This is a genomic window from Bradyrhizobium sp. LMG 9283 (assembly GCF_045571415.1).
Lineage (GTDB): Bacteria > Pseudomonadota > Alphaproteobacteria > Rhizobiales > Xanthobacteraceae > Bradyrhizobium.
In genome coordinates this window covers 4,394,628-4,415,597 of record NZ_CP120691.1, presented here as the reverse complement: position 1 = coordinate 4,415,597, position 20,970 = coordinate 4,394,628, and the positions used below count along the sequence as shown (strand labels likewise).

24 protein-coding genes are annotated in these 20,970 nt (G+C 64.5%); 11 read left to right on the top strand and 13 right to left on the bottom strand.

The features are described from left to right. Positions 1 to 89: 89 nt before the first annotated feature. The 3 genes from P6U29_RS20865 to P6U29_RS20855 form a co-directional block, all read right to left on the bottom strand. Positions 90 to 950 carry a PCC domain-containing protein gene (locus P6U29_RS20865; protein ID WP_407112045.1) on the bottom strand — a complete coding sequence of 287 codons (861 nt, stop codon included), beginning with the start codon at positions 948 to 950 and terminating at the stop codon, positions 90 to 92. Between the two features lie 9 nt (positions 951 to 959). Continuing rightward, on the bottom strand, positions 960 to 2,567 hold the full coding sequence (locus P6U29_RS20860; protein WP_407112044.1) for an acyl-CoA synthetase: 1,608 nt from the start codon (positions 2,565 to 2,567) through the stop codon (positions 960 to 962). A gap of 105 nt (positions 2,568 to 2,672) precedes the next feature. Next, positions 2,673 to 2,867 (bottom strand): hypothetical protein, encoded by a 195-nt coding sequence (locus P6U29_RS20855; protein ID WP_407112043.1) that lies wholly within the window; start codon positions 2,865 to 2,867, stop codon positions 2,673 to 2,675. Between the two features lie 95 nt (positions 2,868 to 2,962). Between P6U29_RS20855 and P6U29_RS20850 the strand changes: the two genes are divergently transcribed. After that, entirely contained in the window at positions 2,963 to 3,322 is a 360-nt protein-coding gene (locus tag P6U29_RS20850) for a hypothetical protein (protein ID WP_407112042.1), read from the top strand. A gap of 85 nt (positions 3,323 to 3,407) precedes the next feature. Then, positions 3,408 to 3,683, top strand: coding sequence for a GNAT family N-acetyltransferase (locus P6U29_RS20845; RefSeq protein WP_407112041.1), 276 nt, complete (start codon positions 3,408 to 3,410; stop codon positions 3,681 to 3,683). A gap of 49 nt (positions 3,684 to 3,732) precedes the next feature. Here P6U29_RS20845 and P6U29_RS20840 read toward each other — a convergent pair whose 3' ends face one another. Continuing rightward, the gene (locus tag P6U29_RS20840) at positions 3,733 to 4,128 is read right to left on the bottom strand and encodes an SPW repeat protein (protein ID WP_407112040.1); all 396 of its coding nucleotides are present in this window, start codon (positions 4,126 to 4,128) and stop codon (positions 3,733 to 3,735) included. A gap of 322 nt (positions 4,129 to 4,450) precedes the next feature. Between P6U29_RS20840 and P6U29_RS20835 the strand changes: the two genes are divergently transcribed. After that, positions 4,451 to 4,726: a GNAT family N-acetyltransferase gene (locus tag P6U29_RS20835; protein WP_407112039.1), complete on the top strand. Its 276-nt coding sequence runs from the start codon at positions 4,451 to 4,453 to the stop codon at positions 4,724 to 4,726. Positions 4,727 to 4,779: 53 nt separating this feature from the next. Here P6U29_RS20835 and P6U29_RS20830 read toward each other — a convergent pair whose 3' ends face one another. Then, on the bottom strand, positions 4,780 to 5,178 hold the full coding sequence (locus P6U29_RS20830; protein WP_407112038.1) for a DUF3597 domain-containing protein: 399 nt from the start codon (positions 5,176 to 5,178) through the stop codon (positions 4,780 to 4,782). Between the two features lie 335 nt (positions 5,179 to 5,513). On the opposite strand from P6U29_RS20830, the gene P6U29_RS20825 reads away from it, so the two are divergent. Both P6U29_RS20825 and P6U29_RS20820 read left to right on the top strand, forming a co-directional pair. Continuing rightward, positions 5,514 to 6,422 carry a DUF2189 domain-containing protein gene (locus tag P6U29_RS20825; protein WP_407112037.1) on the top strand — a complete coding sequence of 303 codons (909 nt, stop codon included), beginning with the start codon at positions 5,514 to 5,516 and terminating at the stop codon, positions 6,420 to 6,422. Between the two features lie 130 nt (positions 6,423 to 6,552). Continuing rightward, positions 6,553 to 7,377, top strand: a complete 825-nt coding sequence (locus P6U29_RS20820) for a lytic murein transglycosylase (protein ID WP_407112036.1) — start codon at positions 6,553 to 6,555, stop codon at positions 7,375 to 7,377. Positions 7,378 to 7,448: 71 nt separating this feature from the next. On the opposite strand, the gene P6U29_RS20815 is transcribed toward P6U29_RS20820, so the two are convergent. Next, on the bottom strand, positions 7,449 to 7,712 hold the full coding sequence (locus P6U29_RS20815) for a hypothetical protein (protein ID WP_407119378.1): 264 nt from the start codon (positions 7,710 to 7,712) through the stop codon (positions 7,449 to 7,451). A gap of 574 nt (positions 7,713 to 8,286) precedes the next feature. On the opposite strand from P6U29_RS20815, the gene P6U29_RS20810 reads away from it, so the two are divergent. The 5 genes from P6U29_RS20810 to P6U29_RS20790 all read left to right on the top strand — a co-directional run bounded on the left by P6U29_RS20810 (position 8,287) and on the right by P6U29_RS20790 (position 13,002). After that, positions 8,287 to 8,439: a DUF1127 domain-containing protein gene (locus P6U29_RS20810; protein ID WP_007590701.1), complete on the top strand. Its 153-nt coding sequence runs from the start codon at positions 8,287 to 8,289 to the stop codon at positions 8,437 to 8,439. Between the two features lie 125 nt (positions 8,440 to 8,564). Continuing rightward, positions 8,565 to 9,992, top strand: coding sequence for a methylenetetrahydrofolate--tRNA-(uracil(54)-C(5))-methyltransferase (FADH(2)-oxidizing) TrmFO (gene trmFO, locus P6U29_RS20805; RefSeq protein ID WP_407119244.1), 1,428 nt, complete (start codon positions 8,565 to 8,567; stop codon positions 9,990 to 9,992). Between the two features lie 7 nt (positions 9,993 to 9,999). Further along, entirely contained in the window at positions 10,000 to 11,094 is a 1,095-nt protein-coding gene (locus tag P6U29_RS20800) for an AMP-binding enzyme (protein ID WP_407119243.1), read from the top strand. A 72-nt stretch (positions 11,095 to 11,166) separates the two neighbouring features. Further along, entirely contained in the window at positions 11,167 to 11,745 is a 579-nt protein-coding gene (locus P6U29_RS20795; protein WP_407119377.1) for a CAP domain-containing protein, read from the top strand. 78 nt (positions 11,746 to 11,823) lie between these two features. Further along, on the top strand, positions 11,824 to 13,002 hold the full coding sequence (locus P6U29_RS20790; RefSeq protein ID WP_407119242.1) for an aminotransferase class V-fold PLP-dependent enzyme: 1,179 nt from the start codon (positions 11,824 to 11,826) through the stop codon (positions 13,000 to 13,002). A gap of 48 nt (positions 13,003 to 13,050) precedes the next feature. Here the strand turns inward: P6U29_RS20790 and P6U29_RS20785 are convergent, their stop codons facing one another. Beyond that, positions 13,051 to 13,512 carry a cupin domain-containing protein gene (locus P6U29_RS20785; protein WP_407119241.1) on the bottom strand — a complete coding sequence of 154 codons (462 nt, stop codon included), beginning with the start codon at positions 13,510 to 13,512 and terminating at the stop codon, positions 13,051 to 13,053. 127 nt (positions 13,513 to 13,639) lie between these two features. Here P6U29_RS20785 and P6U29_RS20780 point away from each other — a divergent pair, with 127 nt between their 5' ends. Further along, the gene (locus P6U29_RS20780; RefSeq protein WP_407119240.1) at positions 13,640 to 15,193 is read left to right on the top strand and encodes a winged helix-turn-helix domain-containing protein; all 1,554 of its coding nucleotides are present in this window, start codon (positions 13,640 to 13,642) and stop codon (positions 15,191 to 15,193) included. A 28-nt stretch (positions 15,194 to 15,221) separates the two neighbouring features. Here the strand turns inward: P6U29_RS20780 and P6U29_RS20775 are convergent, their stop codons facing one another. The 6 genes from P6U29_RS20775 to yajC are packed head-to-tail and all read right to left on the bottom strand — an operon-like array spanning position 15,222 to position 20,861. Next, the gene (locus P6U29_RS20775) at positions 15,222 to 16,463 is read right to left on the bottom strand and encodes a threonine ammonia-lyase (RefSeq protein WP_407119239.1); all 1,242 of its coding nucleotides are present in this window, start codon (positions 16,461 to 16,463) and stop codon (positions 15,222 to 15,224) included. Positions 16,464 to 16,508: 45 nt separating this feature from the next. Continuing rightward, the gene (locus tag P6U29_RS20770; RefSeq protein WP_407119238.1) at positions 16,509 to 17,369 is read right to left on the bottom strand and encodes a phytoene/squalene synthase family protein; all 861 of its coding nucleotides are present in this window, start codon (positions 17,367 to 17,369) and stop codon (positions 16,509 to 16,511) included. After that, positions 17,366 to 17,749: an Mth938-like domain-containing protein gene (locus P6U29_RS20765; RefSeq protein WP_407119237.1), complete on the bottom strand. Its 384-nt coding sequence runs from the start codon at positions 17,747 to 17,749 to the stop codon at positions 17,366 to 17,368. The genes P6U29_RS20770 and P6U29_RS20765 overlap by 4 nt, the downstream gene beginning before the upstream one ends. A 60-nt stretch (positions 17,750 to 17,809) precedes the next feature. After that, positions 17,810 to 18,829, bottom strand: coding sequence for a protein translocase subunit SecF (gene secF, locus P6U29_RS20760; RefSeq protein WP_407119236.1), 1,020 nt, complete (start codon positions 18,827 to 18,829; stop codon positions 17,810 to 17,812). An 11-nt stretch (positions 18,830 to 18,840) separates the two neighbouring features. Further along, the gene (secD, locus tag P6U29_RS20755) at positions 18,841 to 20,445 is read right to left on the bottom strand and encodes a protein translocase subunit SecD (protein WP_407119235.1); all 1,605 of its coding nucleotides are present in this window, start codon (positions 20,443 to 20,445) and stop codon (positions 18,841 to 18,843) included. A 47-nt stretch (positions 20,446 to 20,492) separates the two neighbouring features. Then, positions 20,493 to 20,861, bottom strand: coding sequence for a preprotein translocase subunit YajC (gene yajC / locus P6U29_RS20750; protein ID WP_027576227.1), 369 nt, complete (start codon positions 20,859 to 20,861; stop codon positions 20,493 to 20,495). Positions 20,862 to 20,970 lie beyond the last annotated feature (109 nt).

Genomic DNA, 20,970 nt, shown 5'->3' with positions numbered 1-20,970 from the left:
CACCTCCCTGCCTTGACCAAGAACTGCCGTCACAGGAACATATCAGGAACAATCATCTTGAGGAAGTGGTTTGCGGGCGAACGACAAGTCTACTCCAGCACCTCCAGCACCAGCTCCATCGTCATCAGCACGGGATTGTCGCCGCGCACCAAGCGCCCTTCGGCGATGCCACCGGTATAGTCGATCAGGGCAACATCGAGCGCAGCTTCCGCCGCGCCGGAAGTGCCGGGCGCGATCGTCCCCGCTGTTATCGCCAGCTCCGTCGCGAACGGTTCGGTCTCGCCGCCATGGCTGAAGCGCGCCCCGATGGTCGAGCCGACGCCGCCATGGATCTTCGCGCGGGCAATGCCGTGCGCGCGGCAGAACTCTTCGAGGCAGAAAGCAAAGTCCTGATTGGGCCGCAGCCGCAGCGCGAAGGCACGGCTCGTCGTGCGCGCGCCGGTGCTGGCAGCCGCCACCGGCCCGAACAGCTTGAAGTTGGTCTCGCCATCGGGCTCGGCCGTGAACATTGCACCATCGATCCCGAACGCCGCGACCTCGAACGGCTCGGCGACGATGGTCTCGTCCGGCAGCATGTGGCCGCCGCTCGTCTTGCCGTCCGCTTCGGTCCAGAGCCCATGGCAATGAAAGAACGGCGCGCCGTCGCGCGTGCCGAGCGTCATGCTGCCGAGCTTCGTGCGCGTAGCGCCAGCCGGCCGGAAGGTCTCGCTGTAGAACGCCGCGTTCTCGCCGGTCTTCGACAGCGCCGGCATGACATAGGCGAACGGCCCGAGCACACCTCGGCTAAAATTCAGCACACCACAGGCAAAGCCTTCCGCGGCAAAGCCGCGCCGCGCGGCCTCCAGCAGCGGCACACCTGCCCGAAGCGTGAACGCGAAGGCGCGCCCCCTCGCCTCCACCCACTGAATACGTTCGGGAGGCGGCGCGCCAGGCTGCTTGATACTCCGCATCTCGTACGCTCAGCCCGCCTGCTTCTGATCGAGATCGAGCAACCCGCGCGCTTCGAGCTCATCGCGCACCATGCGCTTCGGCACCTTGCCGTAGCCAGATTTCGGCAGCGCCTCCCAGAAGAAGAACCGCTTCGGCATCTTGTAGCGCGGCACCTTCGGCGACAGGAACGCCGCCATCTCGGCTTCGCTCACCGGCTTTGCGCCTTCGCGGGCGACGCAGACGGCAACGCCGACCTCGCCCCAGGTGGCATCCGGCACGCCGAGCACGGCGACCTCGCCGATCGCGGGATGAGTCAAGATCTTCTCCTCGATCTCGCGTGGATAGATGTTGGAGCCGCCGGAGATGTACATGTCGGAGGCCCGCCCTGTGATGTACACAAAACCCTCCTCATCCATGTGGCCGAGATCGCCGGTGCGGAACCAGCCGTTGCGGAACGCCTTCGCATTGGCTTCAGGATTATCATAATAGCCGGCGAATACGGCTGGGCCGATCACACAGATCTCGCCGCTCTGGTTGGCTTTGAGCTCGCGGCCCTCGTCGTCCTGGATCGAGACCTGCATGCCGGTGCGCTCGAAACCGCAGGTACCGATCTTCGCATGCGGACCGTCCTCGGGATCATGCAGCGCGGCCGGCAGAACGGTGATGTTGCCGGTGACCTCGCCAAGGCCAAAATACTGCACGATGACCTTGCCAAGCTTCTTCAGCGCCGCCTTCTGATCCTCCCGATACATCGGCGCGCCGGCATAGATGACCTGGCGCAGCGAGGAGTGATCGTATTTATCGGCGGCGGGGTGCTCGATCATCATCTTCAGGATGGTCGGCACCGTGAAGAGATTGCTGACGCGATGCGCCTCGATCAGGCGGAACGCCTCGTTGATGTCGAATTTCTCGGTCGGCAGCAGCACGGTGCGCGCGCCACGCGCGGTCTGCATCAGCTGATGCACGCCGGCGCCATGCGACAAGGGCGCCACCACCAGCGAGGCATCCTGCTCGGTCGTACCGGGCGTCAGATCGGCGAGATGATTGGTGACAACGAAGCCCATCTGGCCGTGAGTCAGCACCGCCGCTTTGGAGCGGCCGGTGGTGCCGGAGGTGAAAAAGAACCAGCAGGGATCGTCGTGCTCGACGGCGGCATTCTCCACGACAGCTCCGGTATGCGAGGCGATGGCGTCAGCCACCGAGCGCTCGCCGAACGCGGCCTTGCCGTCGATGCTCCAGGTAAATTCCAGCGCGCCGCCCTTTACCGCCGCGGCGTGCTCGGGAAAATCGACATGGCACAGGAACGCCTTGGCGCCGGAGGCCTGCGCGAGATAGCTGACCTCATCCGCCATCAGGCGGAAATTGGTGGGGACCCAGACCGCGCCGAGCCGGAACGCGGCGAACATCGAGACGAACATCTCGTCGCCATTCTTGGAATGGACGAGAATGCGGTCACCTTTGGCAATGCCGCGCGCGGCGAGCGCCGCGGCCAACCCCGAGACCTGAGCATCGATCTCGCGCCAGGTCCAGGACTTTTCACCCCAGACGAAGCCGGGGCGCGATCCATGCCGCCGCGCATTCTGGGTCAGCATATAGGCGAGATTCATGACGCGGCGGGACATGCGCAGGGACTGCATCGGGCTTCCTCTTCGACGACGGGCGGCACGCGTGCCGCCCGCTCATTGCAGCCCATTTATCGCCAACGCCAGCGCCCCTGCAAGACCAGCTGCCTCCGACCAGCCCTATGGCTGCTTGAACGCAAACGGCGTCGCCGTGATCGTCGCCTTCCAGCAGGCCTGCGGACCAAAGCCCCCGCAGAAGCTGCCATGCAGATCGAAGCGGATGGTGCGCGCGGCGCCGCGCTTCACCGGCGGGGCCATGATCTTGTAGCGGCGGATATAGCCGTCAAACACCTCGCGCAGGATCAGATATCGCATTGGCGTCGGTCGCAGCCACAATCGCAAATCGTTCATGGAATTTTAAACATGATCGGCGCAACCTTCATCCGTCTCCGCGTACAGAGTGCCGCATCATGGTCAAAGCGCCCGCCCTCCTCCTGTTGTCGCTGGCGCTCGCCGGGTGTGCCATGGCGCCGCAGACGCATCTGGCTTCCGATCCAGCCTTCAGGCCTGCGCGCTATGCCTGGGATGGCGCCGGTGAGGATCCCAATCGGCCGCGCGCTGCCTCGCAGCCAACACGGGCCGCTGCCCCCTCCGAGCGCAGCAGATCGCAAGCCGGGCTTCAGCCCTATTCCAAGGAATGGTGGCAGGCGCAGGACGGCACCGAGGCCGAACAGGACGCCAGGGTCAACCGCTCCCTCGTCATTTGCCAGGGCTGCCTCCGCCCGCAGCCTCAGGCCGAAGATTCCAGGCTGGCCAAAGCGACCGATTGAACCGAACGGCTTCAGATCGGAAACCGCCGAGCGGACCGTGCGTTACGACTTCGTACGCGAGGCTGGCAGCTGCAGGGGCGACGATATGAGCGACGTCATCAACAACAAGGCCGATCACCGTTATGAGCTCGAGGTGGACGGTCATCTTGCGACCGAGCACTACAAGCTCGACGGCAATGTCATCACGTTCGAACATACCGACGTGCCGAAGGAGCTCGGGGGCAAAGGCATCGGTTCGAAGCTGGTGCAAGGCGCACTCGACCAGGTCCGCGCCGACGGATTGAAGCTGATCCCGCAATGCCCGTTCGTGAAGGCGTGGATCGACAAGCACCCGGACTATGCGGATCTCGTGACACGATGAATGCGCAGGCCCGCCGTCCGTGGCCGGCGGGCCTGCCGATATCTACGGCCTATTGTCCATGCTTGAGCATGTCCTGGTCGGACAGATCCCAGTCCTGCCACAGCTGGAGTATGCCGAGCAGCACCACCACCGCACCGAGGCTCGTGTGATAGATGCGGAGAAAGCCCTCACCGGAATAGCCGATCACGTAAGGCGAGGCGATGAGCCAAAGTCCGACCAGGATCGTCGTCACCTCTTGCCAGCGCTGCAAGGCGACATATTCGAGCTGGCTAAGGCCAAACACGACCAGACCGATCGCGACCGTGTTCAGGATCATCGTTTCGTGTCCGGTGACCGGCTGATCCTGGATGGGAAACCATGGCGAAGCCACGATGACCGCGCCAAGCAGCATCCCGCACCAGTCTTCCCATGTTCGATGAGTATTGAAAAAACCAGAGTCCGACATCGTACCCTCCTGCAAAGAGGCATACGTCTGCGGCTGGCGATCATGACACTCCGAATGTCTAGCGACCCTGCCGGCCGCATTCGGGCGTATGTCCTCTCCAGGACGTGGGAACCGAGGTCCGGCTTGCAAGAGCGGCACCGCAGATTATTTGCGGTCGCCGCACCATGCTCGCAAAACGCGATCTCCATACTGCACTGCGGTCGCGCGGCAGCGCCGCATTTGCATATACCTCCTCTGCGCCAATCTCCCTCGGTCTCACCTTGGCAAGGACGGCGTCAGCCTCCTAAATCAGAAGGCAATCAGCATTTCGGAAGGATCCCGCATGGCGGCTTCGGTACGCGACAACAAGGACAGGAGCCGCTTCGAGCTCGATGTCGGCAGCGACATGGCCTTCGCCAATTACCGGCTGACGCCGTCGGCCGTGATCATCACCCACACCGAGACGCCGCGCGCGCTGCGCGGCCGCGGCATCGGCTCCGAGCTGGTCAGGGGCGCGCTGGACCTGATCCGGCGCGACGGCAGGAAGGTGATCGCCGGCTGCGGCTTCGTCGTCGACTATCTCGACAGGCATCCGGAGGATTCGGATCTGGTCGCCTGAAAGCCGAGGGGACCGGCGAGATCGCGGGCCCCTGCGGCGCGCCCCAGGGCGGATCAGTGCTTGATCTCCGGCGGCAGCTTGCCGCCATTGGCGGCGAGCTTGGACATCACCTGCTTGTGCAACCAGACGTTCATGCTGGCCGAGTCGTTCATGTCGCCGCTGTAGCCCAGCTCCTTGGCGAGATCCTTGCGCGCAGCGAGGCTGGAATCGATGTCGAGCGCCTTCATGAGGTCGACGATCGAGGTGCGCCATTCCAGCTTCTCGCCCTTATGTGCGGCCGCCGCCTTGTCGACGATCGCCGCGACGTCGACCGCGGCCATAGGCGCGGCGGCCGGCGCCGAAGCGTCTGGCGCCCCTGCGGGTGCGCCGGGCGAAGCGGCGCCACCGGCGGGGGTGGCGGAGGTCGGCTGGCTGCCGAAGATCGCGCTCATGATTTTCCCGAAAATGCTCATGTCTGCTCCCCGAAAAGGTATCCGTTGGAAGGGCCTTGAGTGGCACTTATGGACGAAGTTACTGCGTCGCGCCCGCAAAGTCCCGCGAACGACCAGCAGCATCAGCTTATCTGCGGCGAAATGACGACAGAATGACGTCGTCGTGGTTGCGCCGCGGCATTGAATTTCACCCGAGCGTGAGGACAGGACTCGGACTTGCGAGTATGCTTGCCGTTCAGCTCGCGATGCCATCCGGAGTTCGCGTCTGGTCGGGATTGCGAGATTTCAGAGAATGGCGGCCGCTTGCGCCGTTTGCCGGCGCCGGGTTCGGCCGCCTGGCAAGGGAGCTAGCAACCATGGCCACACTCTACCAGGGCAATGTCCCCACGATGGCCCAGCGCTCAGATGCGGCTGGGCCAGAGATCCGAACCATCAAATCGTCCGATCTGCACGACGCGCTCAGGCGCGGTTGGGAAGACTTCAAGGCCGTTCCGAGTCACGCCATCATCCTCTGCGTGATCTACCCGGTGCTCGGCCTCGTGCTCGCCCGCGTGGTGATGGGCTATTCGGTGCTGCCGCTGTTGTTTCCGCTGGCTGCCGGCTTCGCGCTGATCGGTCCCTTCGCGGCGCTCGGACTCTACGAGCTCTCCAGCCGGCGCGAGCGCTATGAACCGGCCAGCGCCTGGGATGCCATGGAGGTACTGCGTTCGCCCTCGTTCGGTGCGATGCTCGGCCTCGGTACGTTGCTGCTCGCCCTGTTCGTTACCTGGGTTGCGACCGCGCAGGCGATCTATGTCGCGGCGTTCGGCTACGAGGGCGTCACCGGACTCTCGGATTTCGTCATGCGCGTGCTGACGACGCAGCAGGGCTGGTGGCTGATCGCTGTTGGCTGCGGCACCGGCTTCCTGTTCGCGCTCGCCGCGCTTTGCATCAGCGTGGTGTCGTTCCCCTTGATGCTCGACCGTCATGCCGGCGCGTTCGAGTCGATGGTGACTTCGCTGCGCGTTGTCGGAAGAAACCCGGTTCCGATGGCGGCCTGGGGCCTGATCGTGGCGGTGCTGCTCGCGCTCGGCACGCTACCGGCCTTCCTCGGCCTCGCGGTGGTGATCCCCCTGCTCGGGCACGCCACGTGGCACCTCTACCGCAAGGCGATCGTGTCGGAGCCTGGGGCACGTCCGGCTCCGCCCCCGCCGCATCGTCCGCGCAAGCCGGCCGCCGACTTCCCGGCCAACCTCTTCCCTTGGCGAAACCGGACGGAGATCTGACGATATCGTGACATGCGATCCTGCCCTGCCTCGGGCAGGATCGCTACCTGCTGTGCGCCTTGCTTTGGCCGCGGTTCCGATCGAGATTGCCCCCGCCGGTCAGATCGCTTCACGGAATTCATTTACCCGAATGACCCCGACGATTTCTCGTCTCGCTCTCGCAGCCTTCGCCCTCTCCGTGTCAATCCTGTCCGCCCAGCCGGCGCTCGCCGCGGTTGCCTGCGGCTCGGGCAATTTCGACGCCTGGCTTGCGGATTTCAAAACCGACGCTGCAGCGAAAGGCATCTCGCAGCAGGCCATCACTGCCGGGCTTGCCGGCGTGACGCTCGACCAGAGCGTGCTCAACCGCGACCGCTCGCAAAAGGTCTTCAGCCAGACCTTCGAGGAGTTTTCGGGCCGCATGGTGCCGCCACGCATGCAGCGCGGCTCCAACATGATGAAGCAATACGGCTCCGTGCTATCGCGCATCGAGCAGGCCTATGGCGTGCCCGGCGAGGTCTTGGTTGCGATCTGGGGTCTGGAGACCGATTTCGGCGTCAACACCGGCAAGTTCGCAACGATCCGCTCGCTCGCAACGCTTGCTTATGACTGCCGTCGCTCGGAGCAGTTTCGCGCCGAGCTGATGGATGCGCTGCGCATCGTCCAGCGCGGCGATCTTGCGCCTGCCGACATGAAAGGCGCCTGGGCCGGTGAGCTCGGCCAGACCCAGTTCATGCCGTCATCCTGGATGAAATACGCCGTCGATTTCGACGGCAATGGCAAGCGTGACCTCCTGCATAACGCGCCCGACGTGCTCGCCTCCACCGCCAATTATCTCGCTGGCTATGGCTGGCAGCGAGGCAAGGATTGGCAGCCAGGCAGTCCGAATTTTGCGGTGCTCCAGCAGTGGAACAAGAGCGAAGTCTATTCCAAGACCGTCGCCTATTTCGCAACCCAGCTCGCTCACGCCCCTTGAAGCTTCGGACATGAGTAAGGCCGATCGCACGGCGACCGGCCCTCTGTTGGTGCGTCGGCTTCTAGACCTTCCTATTTGCCCGCGGTGGCCTGCATCGCCTTGTTCAGATGCGCACCGCATGCGCCCATTTTGCCGTTGAGCAGCGCGTCCTGCGCCGCCGCGATCTCCTTTTGCGCCACGAACTTGCTGTCGCCATCGGCCATGTTCTCGATCGCGGTCTCCGTCTTCTCCAGATTGGCCGAGCTACAGCCGCCGGTGGCGTGCTTGGCGGCCTCAGCCGGCGCGGCGGCGAACGCGACGGCGGCAATTGCAATAACCCCGAGTAACTTCGTCATGACGTTACCTTCCTTCTTGTCCTTGGGCAGGCCAGCGACATTGCCGGATTCTGCGGCACGACTTTCCTCCGGGCGCGGCAAGTTGTCGCAATAAATTTCCCGCGAGGATTGCGTGATGTTGCGCTCGGCGCAGAGCAGCATGCAGAAATCCTGATTTTCATTACATCCATGTAACGAGCGTTACTCGCGAGACCTGCACTCCGCGGGCAATTTTATGAACACAAATTCACTACTACGGTTCCATACACATGCGAATCGCGCATGCGTGATTTGGGTCTAGACGCTGACCCAACTCCCTGGCGGCTTATCGGAACGCAACATATTTCTCGCACGGCATGATCCGTATGCCTCGCCTTAAGCCCGTGAATTCCCGGATGTTTATTATCCCGGCCTGTACACTTCGCTCGCTGCTTGGGCACGAGCGCCCCTCGGTTAATCGTTCGTTACCGCCGATATGCGCGTAGCGCTTAGCTGCATCGCAACATAGGAACTTTCGCACCGCACCACTCTCACCTATATTCATTTCAACGATGAGGCTCGAGCAAGAGCTGAATCGAACTACAGGAGACTACCAATGCTGCTCTCGCTCATCCGCATGATCCAGGCCTTCCGGGACTATCAGCGCAATGTTGCCGAGCTGTCCCAGCTCAGCGATCGCGAACTGGCCGATATCGGCCTCGATCGCTCGGACATCCCGCGCGTTGCCGCCGGTCAGTATCAGGGCTGATACCGTTCAGCCCTCCACCGGACGGACCGATAGCGCCCGCCTCGTGCGGGCGTTGTCGTATCTGATGGCAGAAAACTCGATCTCGGCGATTCCACTCTCCGCCGAAAAGCGCTACCTGTCCGCCCATGACAGGACCTCATTCCAGTAGTGTGCACGTGATCGGCGCGGGCCTTGCCGGCTCCGAAGCCGCCTGGCAGGTCGCCAAAGCCGGTGTGCCCGTGGTGCTGCACGAGATGCGGCCGGACCGCATGACCGAGGCGCACCGCACCGACGGACTCGCCGAGCTCGTCTGCTCCAATTCGTTCCGCTCGGACGATGCCGCCAACAATGCTGTCGGCCTGCTTCATGCGGAGATGCGCCGGCTCGACTCGTTGATCATGCGCGCGGCCGACGCCAACCAGGTGCCCGCCGGCGGCGCGCTTGCGGTCGATCGCGACGGCTTCTCGGCGGCCGTGACCAAGGCACTGAACGACCATCCCCTGATCGAGATCGCGCGCGGCGAGGTCGCCGGCCTGCCGCCGGCCGACTGGAGCAACGTGATCGTTGCAACCGGCCCCCTCACCTCCGCGCCGCTGGCTGACGCCATCCGCGAATTGACCGACGAGAACGCGCTGGCCTTCTTCGACGCCATCGCACCGATCGTGCATCGCGAGTCCATCGACATGTCGGTGGCGTGGTTCCAGTCGCGCTACGACAAGGTCGGCCCCGGCGGCAACGGCGCCGACTACATCAACTGCCCGATGACCAAGGAGCAGTATGACGGCTTCGTCGCCGCGCTGATCGCCGGCGAGAAGACCGAGTTCAAGGAGTGGGAGACCAACACCCCCTATTTCGACGGCTGCCTGCCGATCGAGGTGATGGCGGAGCGCGGTCCCGAGACGCTGCGCCACGGCCCCATGAAGCCGGTCGGCCTCACCAATCCGAATGATCCGACCACAAAGCCCTACGCGATCGTACAGCTGCGCCAGGACAACAAGCTCGGCACGCTCTACAACATCGTCGGTTTCCAGACGAAGCTGAAGTACGGCGAGCAGCAGCGCATCTTCCGCACCATTCCGGGGCTGGAGAAGGCCGAGTTCGCCCGCCTCGGCGGCCTGCATCGCAACACCTTCCTGAATTCGCCAAAGCTGCTCGATGGTCAGTTGCGCCTGCGCGCACAGCCGCGGTTGCGCTTTGCGGGCCAGATGACGGGCTGCGAGGGCTATGTGGAGTCCGCCAGCGTCGGCTTGATCGCCGGTCTCTACGCGGCCGCGGACGCGCGCGGTGAGACGCTTGTCAGTCCGCCGGATACGACGGCGCTCGGATCGCTGCTCGGCCACATCACCGGCGGCCATATCGAGACCATCGAGCCTGGCACGCGCTCGTTCCAGCCAATGAACATCAATTTCGGCCTGTTCCCGCCGCTCGCGAGCGCGCCGACGAAGAAGCCCGACGGCACGCGGTTGCGTGGGAACGAGAAAACGGTGGCCAAGAAGCAGGCGCTGAGCGCAAGAGCACTCGCCGATCTCGATCGCTGGATCGCCGACCACCTGCGCATTGCCGCCGCCGCGTGAGTTTTCGATGAGCCTCCCTAAAGACGACGCCGCGGAGCTGTCGGCGCGCTGGACCGAAGGTGTGCTGCTCAAGCGCGACGTGTTCTCGACCGTCGAGCGCGGCCGCCTCCGCAGCGAGAGCGGCGAGATCGACGCGGTGCTGCGCCGGCTCGACGAGGCGCCATGGTGGTCGTTCCTGCTGGCACGCCATCTGTTCGCCCGCGAGAAACAGGCGCTGGTGCGCGCCAAGGGCCTCAACATCGGTCCCGAGCTGCTATGGGCCGGGCGCCGCGCTCTGGTGCGTGGCTTCGTCGATGGCGTCGCCCTGCATCTGGCCAAGCCGCATGGCGATCTCGCCTATTTCCGCTCGGCCAAAGCCGTGCTGCGCCGGCTGCGCCGCGCCGGCATCTGCCACAACGATCTCGCCAAGGAGCAGAACTGGCTGGTCGGCCGCGACGGCAGGGCCTATGTGACCGACTTCCAGCTTGCGGCTTGCTTTAACCGCCGCGGCCGGCTCTATCGCATCCTCGCCTATGAAGACCTGCGGCATCTGCTCAAGCACAAGCGCTCCTACGCGCCGGAGGCGCTGACGCCGCGGGAGCGAAAGATCCTGGCGAAGAAGTCGTTCGCCGCCAGCCTGTGGCTTGCCACCGGCAAGAAGGTCTATCGCGCCGTCACCCGCGGCCTGTTCAACTTCACCGACCGCGAGGGTGGCGGCCGCAGGCTCGTCAACGACGCGCCGGTCCTGGCCGAACTGATCCTCCGGAATCCTGCCGTGCGCGACGCCGCCATCGTCGCCTTTGCCGACCGACGCTCCGGCGTCGGGCTCTATGCCTTCGTCGAAGCCGATCAGGCCGCGCTCGAAGGCCAGCTCCGCAGCGAGCTCGCCGCCGCCAACGGACCGAAGCCGCCTGAGCACATCCAGGTCGTGCACGCCCTGCCACGCAACACCAGCGGCAAGCCACGCACCGAAATCCTGCAACTCGTCGCGATGAACCAGCTCGACCTCATCGAACCGATGATGACGAACGAGCAGGACCGCGCCTTCCTCAAGGACATCCTGGAGCAGCGCAAGAACCTGCGCGACCGCTTCAATTTCGAGGTGAATCTGCCGGCGAGCTAGCGGGGTCCGCGCCTTGAAGCGTCCACATTGGCGATAGAGAAGCTTTCGGACAAGGCAGGGTTGGCAAAGATCATGGGCGCTCGGGGGGCGATAATACATCGTGTGGTTGGCGGGATGATCGCTGGCCTTCTGTTGCTGACAGGCGCGCCCGCGATGGCGGACTCGCCGGCCGAGCTGATCTCGAGCTTCCGTCTCAAGCATGGCGAGATCCGCGTCGTCCGCGATGCTACGCTCGACCGCATTGCCATGGATCAGGCCCGCGCGATGGCGGCGAAGGATGACCTGAGCCACGACGCACTTGGCCCGTTCAACCGCCGTGTCGCACCGGCGGGCGCGGGGCGCGCCGCCGAGAACATCGCCTACGGCTATGACAGTTTCGAGAAGACGTTGGGTCAGTGGATCGACTCGTCCGGGCACCGCAAGAACCTGTTGCTGCACAACGCCTCCCGCGTCGGCATTGCCAGTGCCAAGAATGCCAGCGGCAAGCGCACCTATTGGGCCATGGTGATCGCCGGCGATTACGAGCCGAAGGGCAAGGGTAAAGGCAAGAAGGACAAGGAGCCGCTGGTTGCCGTGAAGCGCGAGGCTGCTCCGGCAAGCAAGCCCAAATCCAGCAATTGCCACATCAAACTGCTCAGCCTCTGCATCTGAGACGCGACCAGGCCGGCTTGCTCGCAGTCCTCGACGCGTCTAATTCATGCACGAAGGTCGCGAGAAGCGGAGGCGCAAGTGATCGACATCGACCGGATACGCGCCGAGACGCCGGCCGCCTCGCGGCTCGCATACCTGCATAACGCCGGCGCGGCTCTGATGCCGGCGCCCGTTGTCGCGGCGATGAAGCAGCATATCGATCTCGAAAGCGATATCGGCGGTTATGCCGCTGCCGACCGTGAATCCGATCGGCTCGACGCGGTCTACGGCTCGGTCGCGCGCCTGCTCAATGCCGCCCCCGATGAGATCGCACTTGTCGAGAACGCGACGGTTGCCTGGCAGATGGCGTTCTATGCGCTGCCGTTTCGCGAGGGCGACCGCATCCTGACCGCCGAGGCTGAATACGCCGCCAACTATGTCGCGTTTCTTCAGGTCGCGAAACGAACCGGCGTAACGATCGATGTCGTGCCGAGCGATGCCAGCGGCGAGCTCGACGTGCAGGCGCTCGAACGCATGATCGACGAACGCGTGAAGCTGATCGCCATCACCTGGGTTCCGACCAATGGCGGGCTGGTCAATCCCGCCGCGGCAATCGGCAAGATCGCACGGGCGCACGGCATTCCCTATCTGCTCGACGCGTGCCAGGCGGTCGGACAGATGGCGGTCGACGTCGAAGCCATCGGCTGTGACATGCTGTCGGCGACGGGGCGCAAATTCCTGCGCGGCCCGCGCGGCACGGGCTTTCTCTACGTCCGCCGCGCGCTGCTGCAACAGCTCGAGCCACCGATGATCGACCATTTCGCAGCGCCCTGGGTCTCGCGCGATGAATATCGGCTCCGCGATGATGCGCGGCGTTTCGAGACCTGGGAGAACAATTATGCGGCCCGGCTCGGGCTCGGCGCTGCTGTTGATTATGCGCTCGACATCGGCATGGGTCCGATCGAGCAGCGCTGCCGCCTGCTTGCAGGCCGCCTTCGCAGCGGCCTCGCCTCCATTCGCGGCATCACCATTCGCGACCTCGGCCGCACGCCGGGCTCCATCGTCAGCTTCACGATGGATGGATATGACGCGGACGCCATTGTGAACAGCGCCGCTGCGGCGGGCATCACGATCGGCGCTTCAGACCCGTCGAGCACCCGCATCGATGCCGAACTCCGCGCGCTGCCGCCGCTCGTGCGGGCCTCCCCGCACTACTACAACACGGAAGCCGAGATCGATCGATTGATCGGCCATCTGGCGGGGCTGACACTCCGGTAGCTCGTAGGGCCAGCGCGCTCCAATCTGCCGTGACACGTGGTGCCCATCTCACGATCTCGTCGTCAGCGCAGATAGTTGATCGGTATCGAACCGCGCGCGCAACTCGCTGATGGCTTTCGCGTCCGGCGTTCCGCTGACCGTCAGCCTGGCGAGTTCCTCGAAGTAACGTTCGTGCCCCGGCGGTGACACGGTCATGAGAACACGGGCGGGCCTGTCACTGACATTGGTGATGTTGTGAGGCACGCCAGGCGGAATGAAGAGATAAGTCCCGGGCGTGGCCCGTACGATCTCCCCGCCGACGTGCCATTCGCATTCACCTTCGAGCATGTAGAAGGTTTCTTCCTGCACGCGGTGAACATGGAAGCCCGTGGCAAATCCTGGCGGGACCGTCCAGTCGAACATGCTGGTGTGTCGGGTGTCCTCTCCGGTCACCAGGAAAGCCATAGGATGGCCACGCAGCGTGACGCCCCCGCTCTCGCCCGGCCTGCGGATGATCGGTTTTCCACTCATACTGCCCTCCATGGCTCTTGGCTGCTTCGCGCAAATGGCGAGCCATGGTGCTGCGGACGTCCTGGAAAGTCCTGAATCCGTTCGGAAAAGATTGCAAAAGACCTGCGAACTATGCCCTTCTTGGATAATGGCCGCGATCCTTGAATTTGGTCCATTCCGCCTCGATACCGATGCGGGGATCCTGTTCCACGGCGCCGAGCCCGCCCCCCTCGGCCAGCGCGCCGTGCTGCTTCTGGCCATGCTGGTACAGCGAGGCGGAGCACCGGTGTCCAAGGATGCGCTGATTGAAGCTGCTTGGCCCGCCGTGGCAGTCGAGGAAAGCAATCTGACCGTCCAAATCGCAGCGCTGCGGCGCACCTTGGCTGCCATCTCCGGAGAGGCACGCTGGATCGAGACCCTGCCGCGGCGCGGCTACCGCTACGTCGGTCCAGCCGCCATGACGCTCCCTCCAGATCGCGCGACCGCGGCTCGCGAGCAGCCATCGCTGGCACTGCCCGACCGTCCGTCAATCGCGGTGCTACCCTTTGCAAATCTGAGCGGCGATGCCGAGCAGGATTATTTTGCCGACGGTATGGTCGACGACATCATCACCGGTCTGTCGCGCATCAACTGGCTGTTTGTGATCGCGCGGAGTTCGACGTTCACTTACAAAGGCGGTGCCGCGGACGTAAAGCAGATAGGCCGCGAGCTCGGCGTGCGCTACGTGCTGGAAGGCAGCGTCCGGAAGACTGGCGCGACGGTCCGGATCACCGGGCAACTGATCGACGCATCGACCGGAATGCATGTATGGGCCGAGCGCTACGACCGCCGATCCGAAGACATTTTCGCGCTTCAGGATGACATTGCCCTGTCAGTGGTCGGCGCCATCGCACCAAGCCTGCGGCGTGCCGAGATCAACAGGGTCAAACGCAAGCGGCCCGACAGCCTCGACGCCTATGACCTTGTCCTGCGGGTACAGCCTGAGGTCGATTCCGGCATGCCGGACCAGGTCAGGCAGGCGCTCTTGCTACTGGAGCGTTCGATCGCCCTGGAACCGGATTATGCGCTGGCGCACGGCAACGCTGCGATGTGCCATCATTGCCTGTTCCTTCGAGCCGGCTTGCAGGAGGTCAATCGCGCCGCGTCCATCCATCACGCGCGCTCGGCGATTGCACATGGGCAGGACGACGCGCTTGCCCTTACCTTGGCGGGCTTTTCGATCGGCATGGATGGGCACGATCGTTCGGCGGCGTTCACTGCGCTCGATGCTGCGCTCGCCATCAGCCCATCATCTGCGCTGACCTACATCCTCGGCAGCGTCATGCTCGGCTGGGGCGGCGATTCCGACCGTGCCATCGAATGGAGCGAACGAGGCATGCGGCTCAGTCCGTTCGATTCTTGGGCTTTTGCCGCGTTCGACGCCCAGGCTCTCGGGCACTTTCATCGTGGCCGATTTGAGGAGGCGTGTCGCGCGGCCTATCGCTCGGTTCAAGCCAATCCTCGCCACAGCATCACCTATGTCCAATTGGCTGCCGCACTGGCAAAGCTTGGACGCTTGCAGGAGGCGCGAGCGGCGGCCGCGCGGGTGCTCGAACTGCATCCGACGTTTCGCTACAGCCGCCAATTCCAGGGTGTCAACTGCACACCAGTGCTTGCGGCATCTCTTGGCGAGGCGCTTCGCACCGCAGGTCTGCCAGAGTAGAGGTCAATCGGTCCGTACGCCTACAAGCTCAGGTGCAGCGCGCGCTCAGCCCGGATGCGCTGAGCCTCGCCATGACCTCGTTGAGATGGGCGCTGTCACGGGTCTCGATGACCAGCTGCAGCAGCGTCGCCTTGGCCGGAAGGTCGGAGAAGGTCCGCTGGTGCGAGACCTCGATGATGTTGGCGCCGGCTTCGGCCAGCAGCGCCGCCACGGCGGCCAGCTGCCCGGGCCGATCAGGAATATCGAGCGACAGCTGCGTCAGCCGCCCTTCCCGCGCCAGCTCGCGGGTGAGGACGGAGGCGATCAGCCGCGTGTCGATATTGCCTCCGCTCAGCACCAGACCAACTTTCTGACCGGCAAAGCGTGCCGGATCGGACATCAGCGAGGCAAGGCCAGCGGCGCCGGCGCCCTCGACAACCGTTTTCTCGATCGAGATCAGGGTCGCGACCGCGCGCTCGAGCTCCGCTTCGTTGACGAGCGCAATGTCGTCGACAAGGCGGCGGACGATCTCGGTGGTGATCTTGCCCGGCGATTTCACCGCGATGCCCTCGGCCAGCGTGTCGCCGCGCGCCGGCAGATTGCCGTCATGGATGGCGTTGTACATCGAGGGATAGAGCCAGGCCTCGACGCCCAATATCCGCAGCGACGGCTTGATCGATTTCGCCGCAATGGCAATGCCGCTGATCAACCCGCCGCCACCGATCGGGACGACCAGCGTATCGAGCTCCGGGACCGCCTTGAGCATCTCCAACCCGATCGTGCCCTGCCCCGCGATCACGAGCGGATCGTCATAGGGATGGACGAAGATCATGCCATGCGCTTCACCATGGCTGCGCGCAAAGGCGGCCGCCTCTTCCAGCGTCGCGCCCGTGACCACCACCTCGGCGCCGTGATGCCTGGTGTTCTCGATCTTCACCATGGGCGTGCCGATCGGCATGACGATGGTGGCGGGAATGCCGAGCCGCTTGGCGTGGTAGGCGACGCCCTGCGCGTGGTTGCCCGCGGACATTGCGATCACGCCTCGCGCGCGCTCTTCCGGCGTCAGCGCGGTGAGCCGGTTGAGCGCGCCGCGCTCCTTGAACGAGGAGGTGAACTGGAGGTTCTCGAATTTGAGCCAGATGTCGCAGCCGCAGATGCTGCTCAGCGTGCGGCTGTAGTTGCAGGGCGTCTCGACGACGGCGCCCCGGATGGTCTCGGCGGCGGCATGAATGTCACCCGGTTCGACCGGAAAGCCGCTGAGATCGGACGTGCTGTGGGACAAGTCAGCCATAGGACAGCATAGAGCATTTGGCCGGCCCAGGCGACAAGCCAGCCTCTATTTGGTAAATTCACGAGATCGCGAGGCGCGCCACAGTGTCCAGAGCGTGCGCAGCCGCGACGGCGACTGCAGCGTGAACGGGTTTCGTCCCGGGCGCGACAGGCGCTTGAGATCGGCCTGCACCTGGCTCAGCGGCAGAAACGCCGGCCGCACGGACGGCGCCACCTGCGCCAGCAGCGACGACGCCGTCGTCATATGCTGCCGGGCTTCACCCGCAAGCTGCTCCAGTACCGCATGGAGACTGGGTGTCTCCTTGCCGGCGAAGACATCCTCCACGCTGCAATTGTGCTTCTCCAGTACCTGCTGCGGTACGAACAACTGCCGGTGCGCGGCATCGCGCGGCAAATTGGCGATGATCTGCACGAGGCCCTGCGCCAGCCCGGCATGGCGGGCGAGATGCTCGACCGCCTCCGATTGTGGTCCCATGATCCGGGCAGCGAGATCAAACAGCGCCGACGAGGTCGCCGCCAGATATCCCTCCAGCGCGGCCATTGTCGGCATCGGGTCATTGTAGAGATCGAACTGGTGCTCCTCGGCAAGTAGCGACAGCGGCTCGACCGGCAGGTCGAAGTCCCTGACAGCGCGAAGCAGCTCGGCTGCCACGGGATTGCCCTCGGCGCTGCCATGGACATGGCCCGACAGCATATCGGTCCACCATTGCAGGCGGATCTCACCGGGCAAAGGCTGGCTCACCTGGTCGCGGACGCGGACGATCTCGACGTTGAAGGCATACAGCGCCAGCAGCGCGCGGCGCTCGGCGGCGGGCGCGAACAGGGTCGCGGCGTAGCGCGGAAAGTCATGGCTGCGCACGAGATCGGCGCAGAAGGAAACGGAGTCGGCCGGCGCAGGGCTGCTCATGGCACCGCGATCAGCGCGGCGGCAACCCGCCGTCGCTCGCCGATCATGATGTTGTAGGTCCTCACAGCCGGGCCCGTCTGCATCGTGTCCAGCACCACCCTCACCGCCTTGAGCGCCTGGCGCAGCTCCGGCGGCGGCAGCCAAAGTCCGGCCCCGGTGCCGATCAGGAGCGTGTCGATGCTGTTGGCCGCCGCGAACACCCGATCCAGCGAGTAGCGGTCGATCTTCGCGGGGTCGGTCACGTCCCAGGCCCATATTGCGTCGGGCAGGCACAGCAGCGATCCCCGATGCGACATGCCGGCAAAGGCGAAGCCGCCCTTGCCATAGGCATCGATCGGCGCCGAGCGCGGGAAATGCGGAGCGTTGGGATCGCCGACCATGAGCTTCGTCCGAATGGGCTTACTGCCCTCGCAAACTCCTGCGAGGGCATGAGGTTCGGATCATGCCTTGTTTTTCTTCGCCGGCGTAGCGGTATCGGGCGCATCCTCGCGATGCTCGCCGACGCCGAGATAGATCAGGATCGGCGCCGCAATGAAGATCGAGGTGTAGGTGCCGACCAGCACCACGCCGAACATCATCACCGCCGTGAAGCTGTGGATCGCGTGGCCGCCGAACAGCAGCAGTGCGAGCAGCGCCAGCGTCACTGTGAAGTGAGTGATGATCGAGCGCGACAGCGTCGAGTTGATGGACTCGTTGAGCAGCTGCGGCATCGGCATCTTCTTGTAGCGCCGCAGCATTTCGCGGATGCGGTCATAGATGACGACGGTGTCGTTGAGCGAATAGCCGAGGATCGTCAGGAGCGCGGCGATGCTGGTCAGGTCGAAATCGACCTGGCTGATCGACATGAAGCCGATCGTCAGCACGATGTCGTGCACGTTGGCGATCATCGCGCCGAGCGCGAACTGCCATTCGAAGCGGAACCAGAGATAGATCAGGATGCCGACGATGGCGAGCATCAGGCCGAGCATGCCGTAGGCCAAGAGCTCACCAGCGACGCGCGGACCGAGCACCTCGGTGCGCTGAATGTCGACGCTGTCGCCGAGCGCGCCTCGAAGCTTCTGCAGGGCTGCCTGCTGTGCGGCATCGCCACCCGGCTGTTCCGCAACGCGGATCAGCACGTTCTCGGGGCCGCCAAACTGCTGCAACTGGACTTCGCCGAGACCCAGGGCGTCGAGCGTGGTGCGCATCGCCGCGATGTCGGCGGTGCCTGACTTCGCCTTCACCTCCAACAGCGTGCCGCCCTTGAAGTCGATGCCGAGGTTCAGGCCATGAGTGAAGAACAGCGTGATCGCAACGATCGACAGCGCCGCCGAGATCGGGAAGCTGATGCGGCGAAAGCGCGTGAAGTCGAAATGCGTGTCATCGGGGACAATACGCAGCGACGGTAACACGCCAAACGCGGCGACCACGGTGAGGACGGCAATCAAGATGCCAAGCCCGATGAGAATGTAGTGATTCACGGTCTTGGCTCCTAGATCGGCACGCTCTGCGGCCGCTTCCACCGCACCCACCCCGCCACGATCAGCCGGGTCAGCGTGAACGCGGTGAACACCGTGGTGATGATGCCGATGCCGAGCGTCACGGCGAAGCCGCGCACCGGGCCGGTGCCGATGTAGAACAGCACCGCGGCGGCAATGAAGGTGGTGATGTTGGAATCGAGGATGGTCGCGAGCGCCCGCTTGAAGCCGGCATCGATCGCCGAGATCGCGTTGCGTCCGCCGCGCAGCTCTTCGCGGATGCGCTCGTAGATCAGCACGTTGGAGTCGACCGCGATGCCGACGGTGAGCACGATGCCGGCGATGCCGGGCAGCGTCAGCGTGGCGTTGAGCAGCGACAACAGGCCGAAGATCATGGCGACGTTGATGGCCACCGCGATGTTCGCGAACACCCCGAACAGGCGGTAGGTCAGTAGCATGAACACGACGACGAGGATCGAGCCGACATAGGCGGCGAGCTCGCCCTTCTCGATCGAGTCCTGACCGAGGCCCGGACCGACGGTGCGTTCCTCGACCACCGTGAGCGGCGCCGGCAGCGCGCCGGCGCGCAGGAGGATGGCGAGATCATTGGCCGATTGCACGGTGAAGTTACCGGAGATCTGGCCCTGGCCGCCGGTGATCGGCTCGCGGATGACCGGCGCCGAGATCACCTTGTTGTCGAGCACGATCGCGAAGGGCAGCCCCACATTCTCTTGTGTCGCCTGCGCGAACTTGCGCGCGCCCGAGGTGTTGAACTTGAAGCTGACGACCGGTTCGCCCGTGCGCTGGTCGAAGCTCGCCTGAGCATCGGTCAGGTCACCGCCAGCGACCAGCACCTGCTTCTTGACCACGTAGGGCGTGGGCGGCGGCGATGCGCTCATCAGCAGCTCGGATTCCGGCGGCAACCTGCCCGCTTGCGCCTGATCCGGCGGCACGGAGGTGTCGACCATGCGGAATTCCATCTTCGCGGTCTTGCCCAGCAGCTCCTTCAGGCGCGTCGGATCCTGGAGACCCGGGACCTGCACCAGGATACGGTCGTTGCCCTGGCGCTGGATGACGGGCTCGACGGTGCCGAGCTCGTTGACGCGGCGTTCGACGATCTGGATCGACTGCTCGATGGTCTTGCGCATGCGGTCGAGCATCGCGGCCTGCGGAATGGTCAGGCGGATCACCCCGCCGCCGGCATCAGCCACCTCAAGGTCGCGCTGACCGCTGGATCCCATCAGGCCGCCCAGCGGCTGGGACAGCTCCCGCAGCTTGGCGAGTGCGGTCTGCGCATCGGTTTCCTTGGTGATGCGAACCTCGACCGCGTCGTTGCGCACGGTGACGCCGCCGGTGAAGCCGATCTTGGCGTCGCGCAGCGTCCGGCGAACGTCATCGCGGATCTGGTCCAGCCGTTCCTTCTTCACATAGTTGGAATCGACCTCGAGCAGCAGATAGGAGCCGCCCTGGAGGTCGAGGCCGAGCACGAGCCGGCGCTGCGCCCAGGCCGGCCAGGTCTTGACCTGTGCCTCGGGGAAGAAGTTGGGGACCGCGCAGAGGCACACGATCAGCGCCGTCAGGATAATCCCCAGCGCCCTCCACCGCGTGAAATACAACATCGACTGGACCTGTCAGATCAGGAGACTTGAGACTCGCGGTGAAGCGCTCACTTCGCCGCGGTGTCGTCCTTGGCGCTTTCCTTCGAGCTTTCTTTCGCCGGCTCGCCCTTGGCACGCACGCCCGAGATCATCTGGCGCATCTGCCGCACGCGGACGCCGTCCGAAATCTCGAACTCGATCTGGTCGTCGTCGACGACCTTGGTGACCTTGCCGACGAGGCCGCCCGAGGTCACGACAGTGTCGCCGCGGCGAATGTTCTTCACGAGCTCGGCGTGATCGCGGACCTTCTTCTGCTGCGGACGCAGAATCAGGAAGTACATGATCACGAAGATCAGGGCGAACGGCAGCAGCGACATCAACATGCTGTTGGTGTCGCCGGCGCCCGCGGCCTGGGCATACGCAGGGGTAATCAGCATTCGGACGATCCTCGTGAGAACGGGGGAAGGCCGGTCAGGCCTCAAAGGCGACCGGTTCGGTCAAATTCGCGCGGACTATAGCGGCCATTGCCCCAATTGCAACGCTGCC

Excerpts from the sequence above, each read along its gene's own strand:
- P6U29_RS20840 (WP_407112040.1), bottom strand. The coding sequence starts at position 4,128 with ATGTCGGACTCTGGTTTTTTCAATACTCATCGAACATGGGAAGACTGG.
- P6U29_RS20820 (WP_407112036.1), top strand. The coding sequence starts at position 6,553 with ATGACCCCGACGATTTCTCGTCTCGCTCTCGCAGCCTTCGCCCTCTCC.
- P6U29_RS20860 (WP_407112044.1), bottom strand. The coding sequence starts at position 2,567 with ATGCAGTCCCTGCGCATGTCCCGCCGCGTCATGAATCTCGCCTATATG.
- P6U29_RS20865 (WP_407112045.1), bottom strand. The coding sequence starts at position 950 with ATGCGGAGTATCAAGCAGCCTGGCGCGCCGCCTCCCGAACGTATTCAG.
- P6U29_RS20785 (WP_407119241.1), bottom strand. The coding sequence starts at position 13,512 with ATGAGTGGAAAACCGATCATCCGCAGGCCGGGCGAGAGCGGGGGCGTC.
- P6U29_RS20810 (WP_007590701.1), top strand. The coding sequence starts at position 8,287 with ATGCTGCTCTCGCTCATCCGCATGATCCAGGCCTTCCGGGACTATCAG.
- P6U29_RS20800 (WP_407119243.1), top strand. The coding sequence starts at position 10,000 with ATGAGCCTCCCTAAAGACGACGCCGCGGAGCTGTCGGCGCGCTGGACC.
- trmFO (WP_407119244.1), top strand. The coding sequence starts at position 8,565 with ATGACAGGACCTCATTCCAGTAGTGTGCACGTGATCGGCGCGGGCCTT.
- P6U29_RS20770 (WP_407119238.1), bottom strand. The coding sequence starts at position 17,369 with ATGAGCAGCCCTGCGCCGGCCGACTCCGTTTCCTTCTGCGCCGATCTC.
- P6U29_RS20795 (WP_407119377.1), top strand. The coding sequence starts at position 11,167 with ATGGGCGCTCGGGGGGCGATAATACATCGTGTGGTTGGCGGGATGATC.
- P6U29_RS20815 (WP_407119378.1), bottom strand. The coding sequence starts at position 7,712 with ATGACGAAGTTACTCGGGGTTATTGCAATTGCCGCCGTCGCGTTCGCC.
- yajC (WP_027576227.1), bottom strand. The coding sequence starts at position 20,861 with ATGCTGATTACCCCTGCGTATGCCCAGGCCGCGGGCGCCGGCGACACC.
- secD (WP_407119235.1), bottom strand. The coding sequence starts at position 20,445 with ATGTTGTATTTCACGCGGTGGAGGGCGCTGGGGATTATCCTGACGGCG.
- P6U29_RS20825 (WP_407112037.1), top strand. The coding sequence starts at position 5,514 with ATGGCCACACTCTACCAGGGCAATGTCCCCACGATGGCCCAGCGCTCA.
- P6U29_RS20850 (WP_407112042.1), top strand. The coding sequence starts at position 2,963 with ATGGTCAAAGCGCCCGCCCTCCTCCTGTTGTCGCTGGCGCTCGCCGGG.
- P6U29_RS20835 (WP_407112039.1), top strand. The coding sequence starts at position 4,451 with ATGGCGGCTTCGGTACGCGACAACAAGGACAGGAGCCGCTTCGAGCTC.
- P6U29_RS20845 (WP_407112041.1), top strand. The coding sequence starts at position 3,408 with ATGAGCGACGTCATCAACAACAAGGCCGATCACCGTTATGAGCTCGAG.
- P6U29_RS20780 (WP_407119240.1), top strand. The coding sequence starts at position 13,640 with ATGGCCGCGATCCTTGAATTTGGTCCATTCCGCCTCGATACCGATGCG.
- P6U29_RS20830 (WP_407112038.1), bottom strand. The coding sequence starts at position 5,178 with ATGAGCATTTTCGGGAAAATCATGAGCGCGATCTTCGGCAGCCAGCCG.
- P6U29_RS20765 (WP_407119237.1), bottom strand. The coding sequence starts at position 17,749 with ATGGTCGGCGATCCCAACGCTCCGCATTTCCCGCGCTCGGCGCCGATC.
- P6U29_RS20855 (WP_407112043.1), bottom strand. The coding sequence starts at position 2,867 with ATGCGATATCTGATCCTGCGCGAGGTGTTTGACGGCTATATCCGCCGC.
- P6U29_RS20775 (WP_407119239.1), bottom strand. The coding sequence starts at position 16,463 with ATGGCTGACTTGTCCCACAGCACGTCCGATCTCAGCGGCTTTCCGGTC.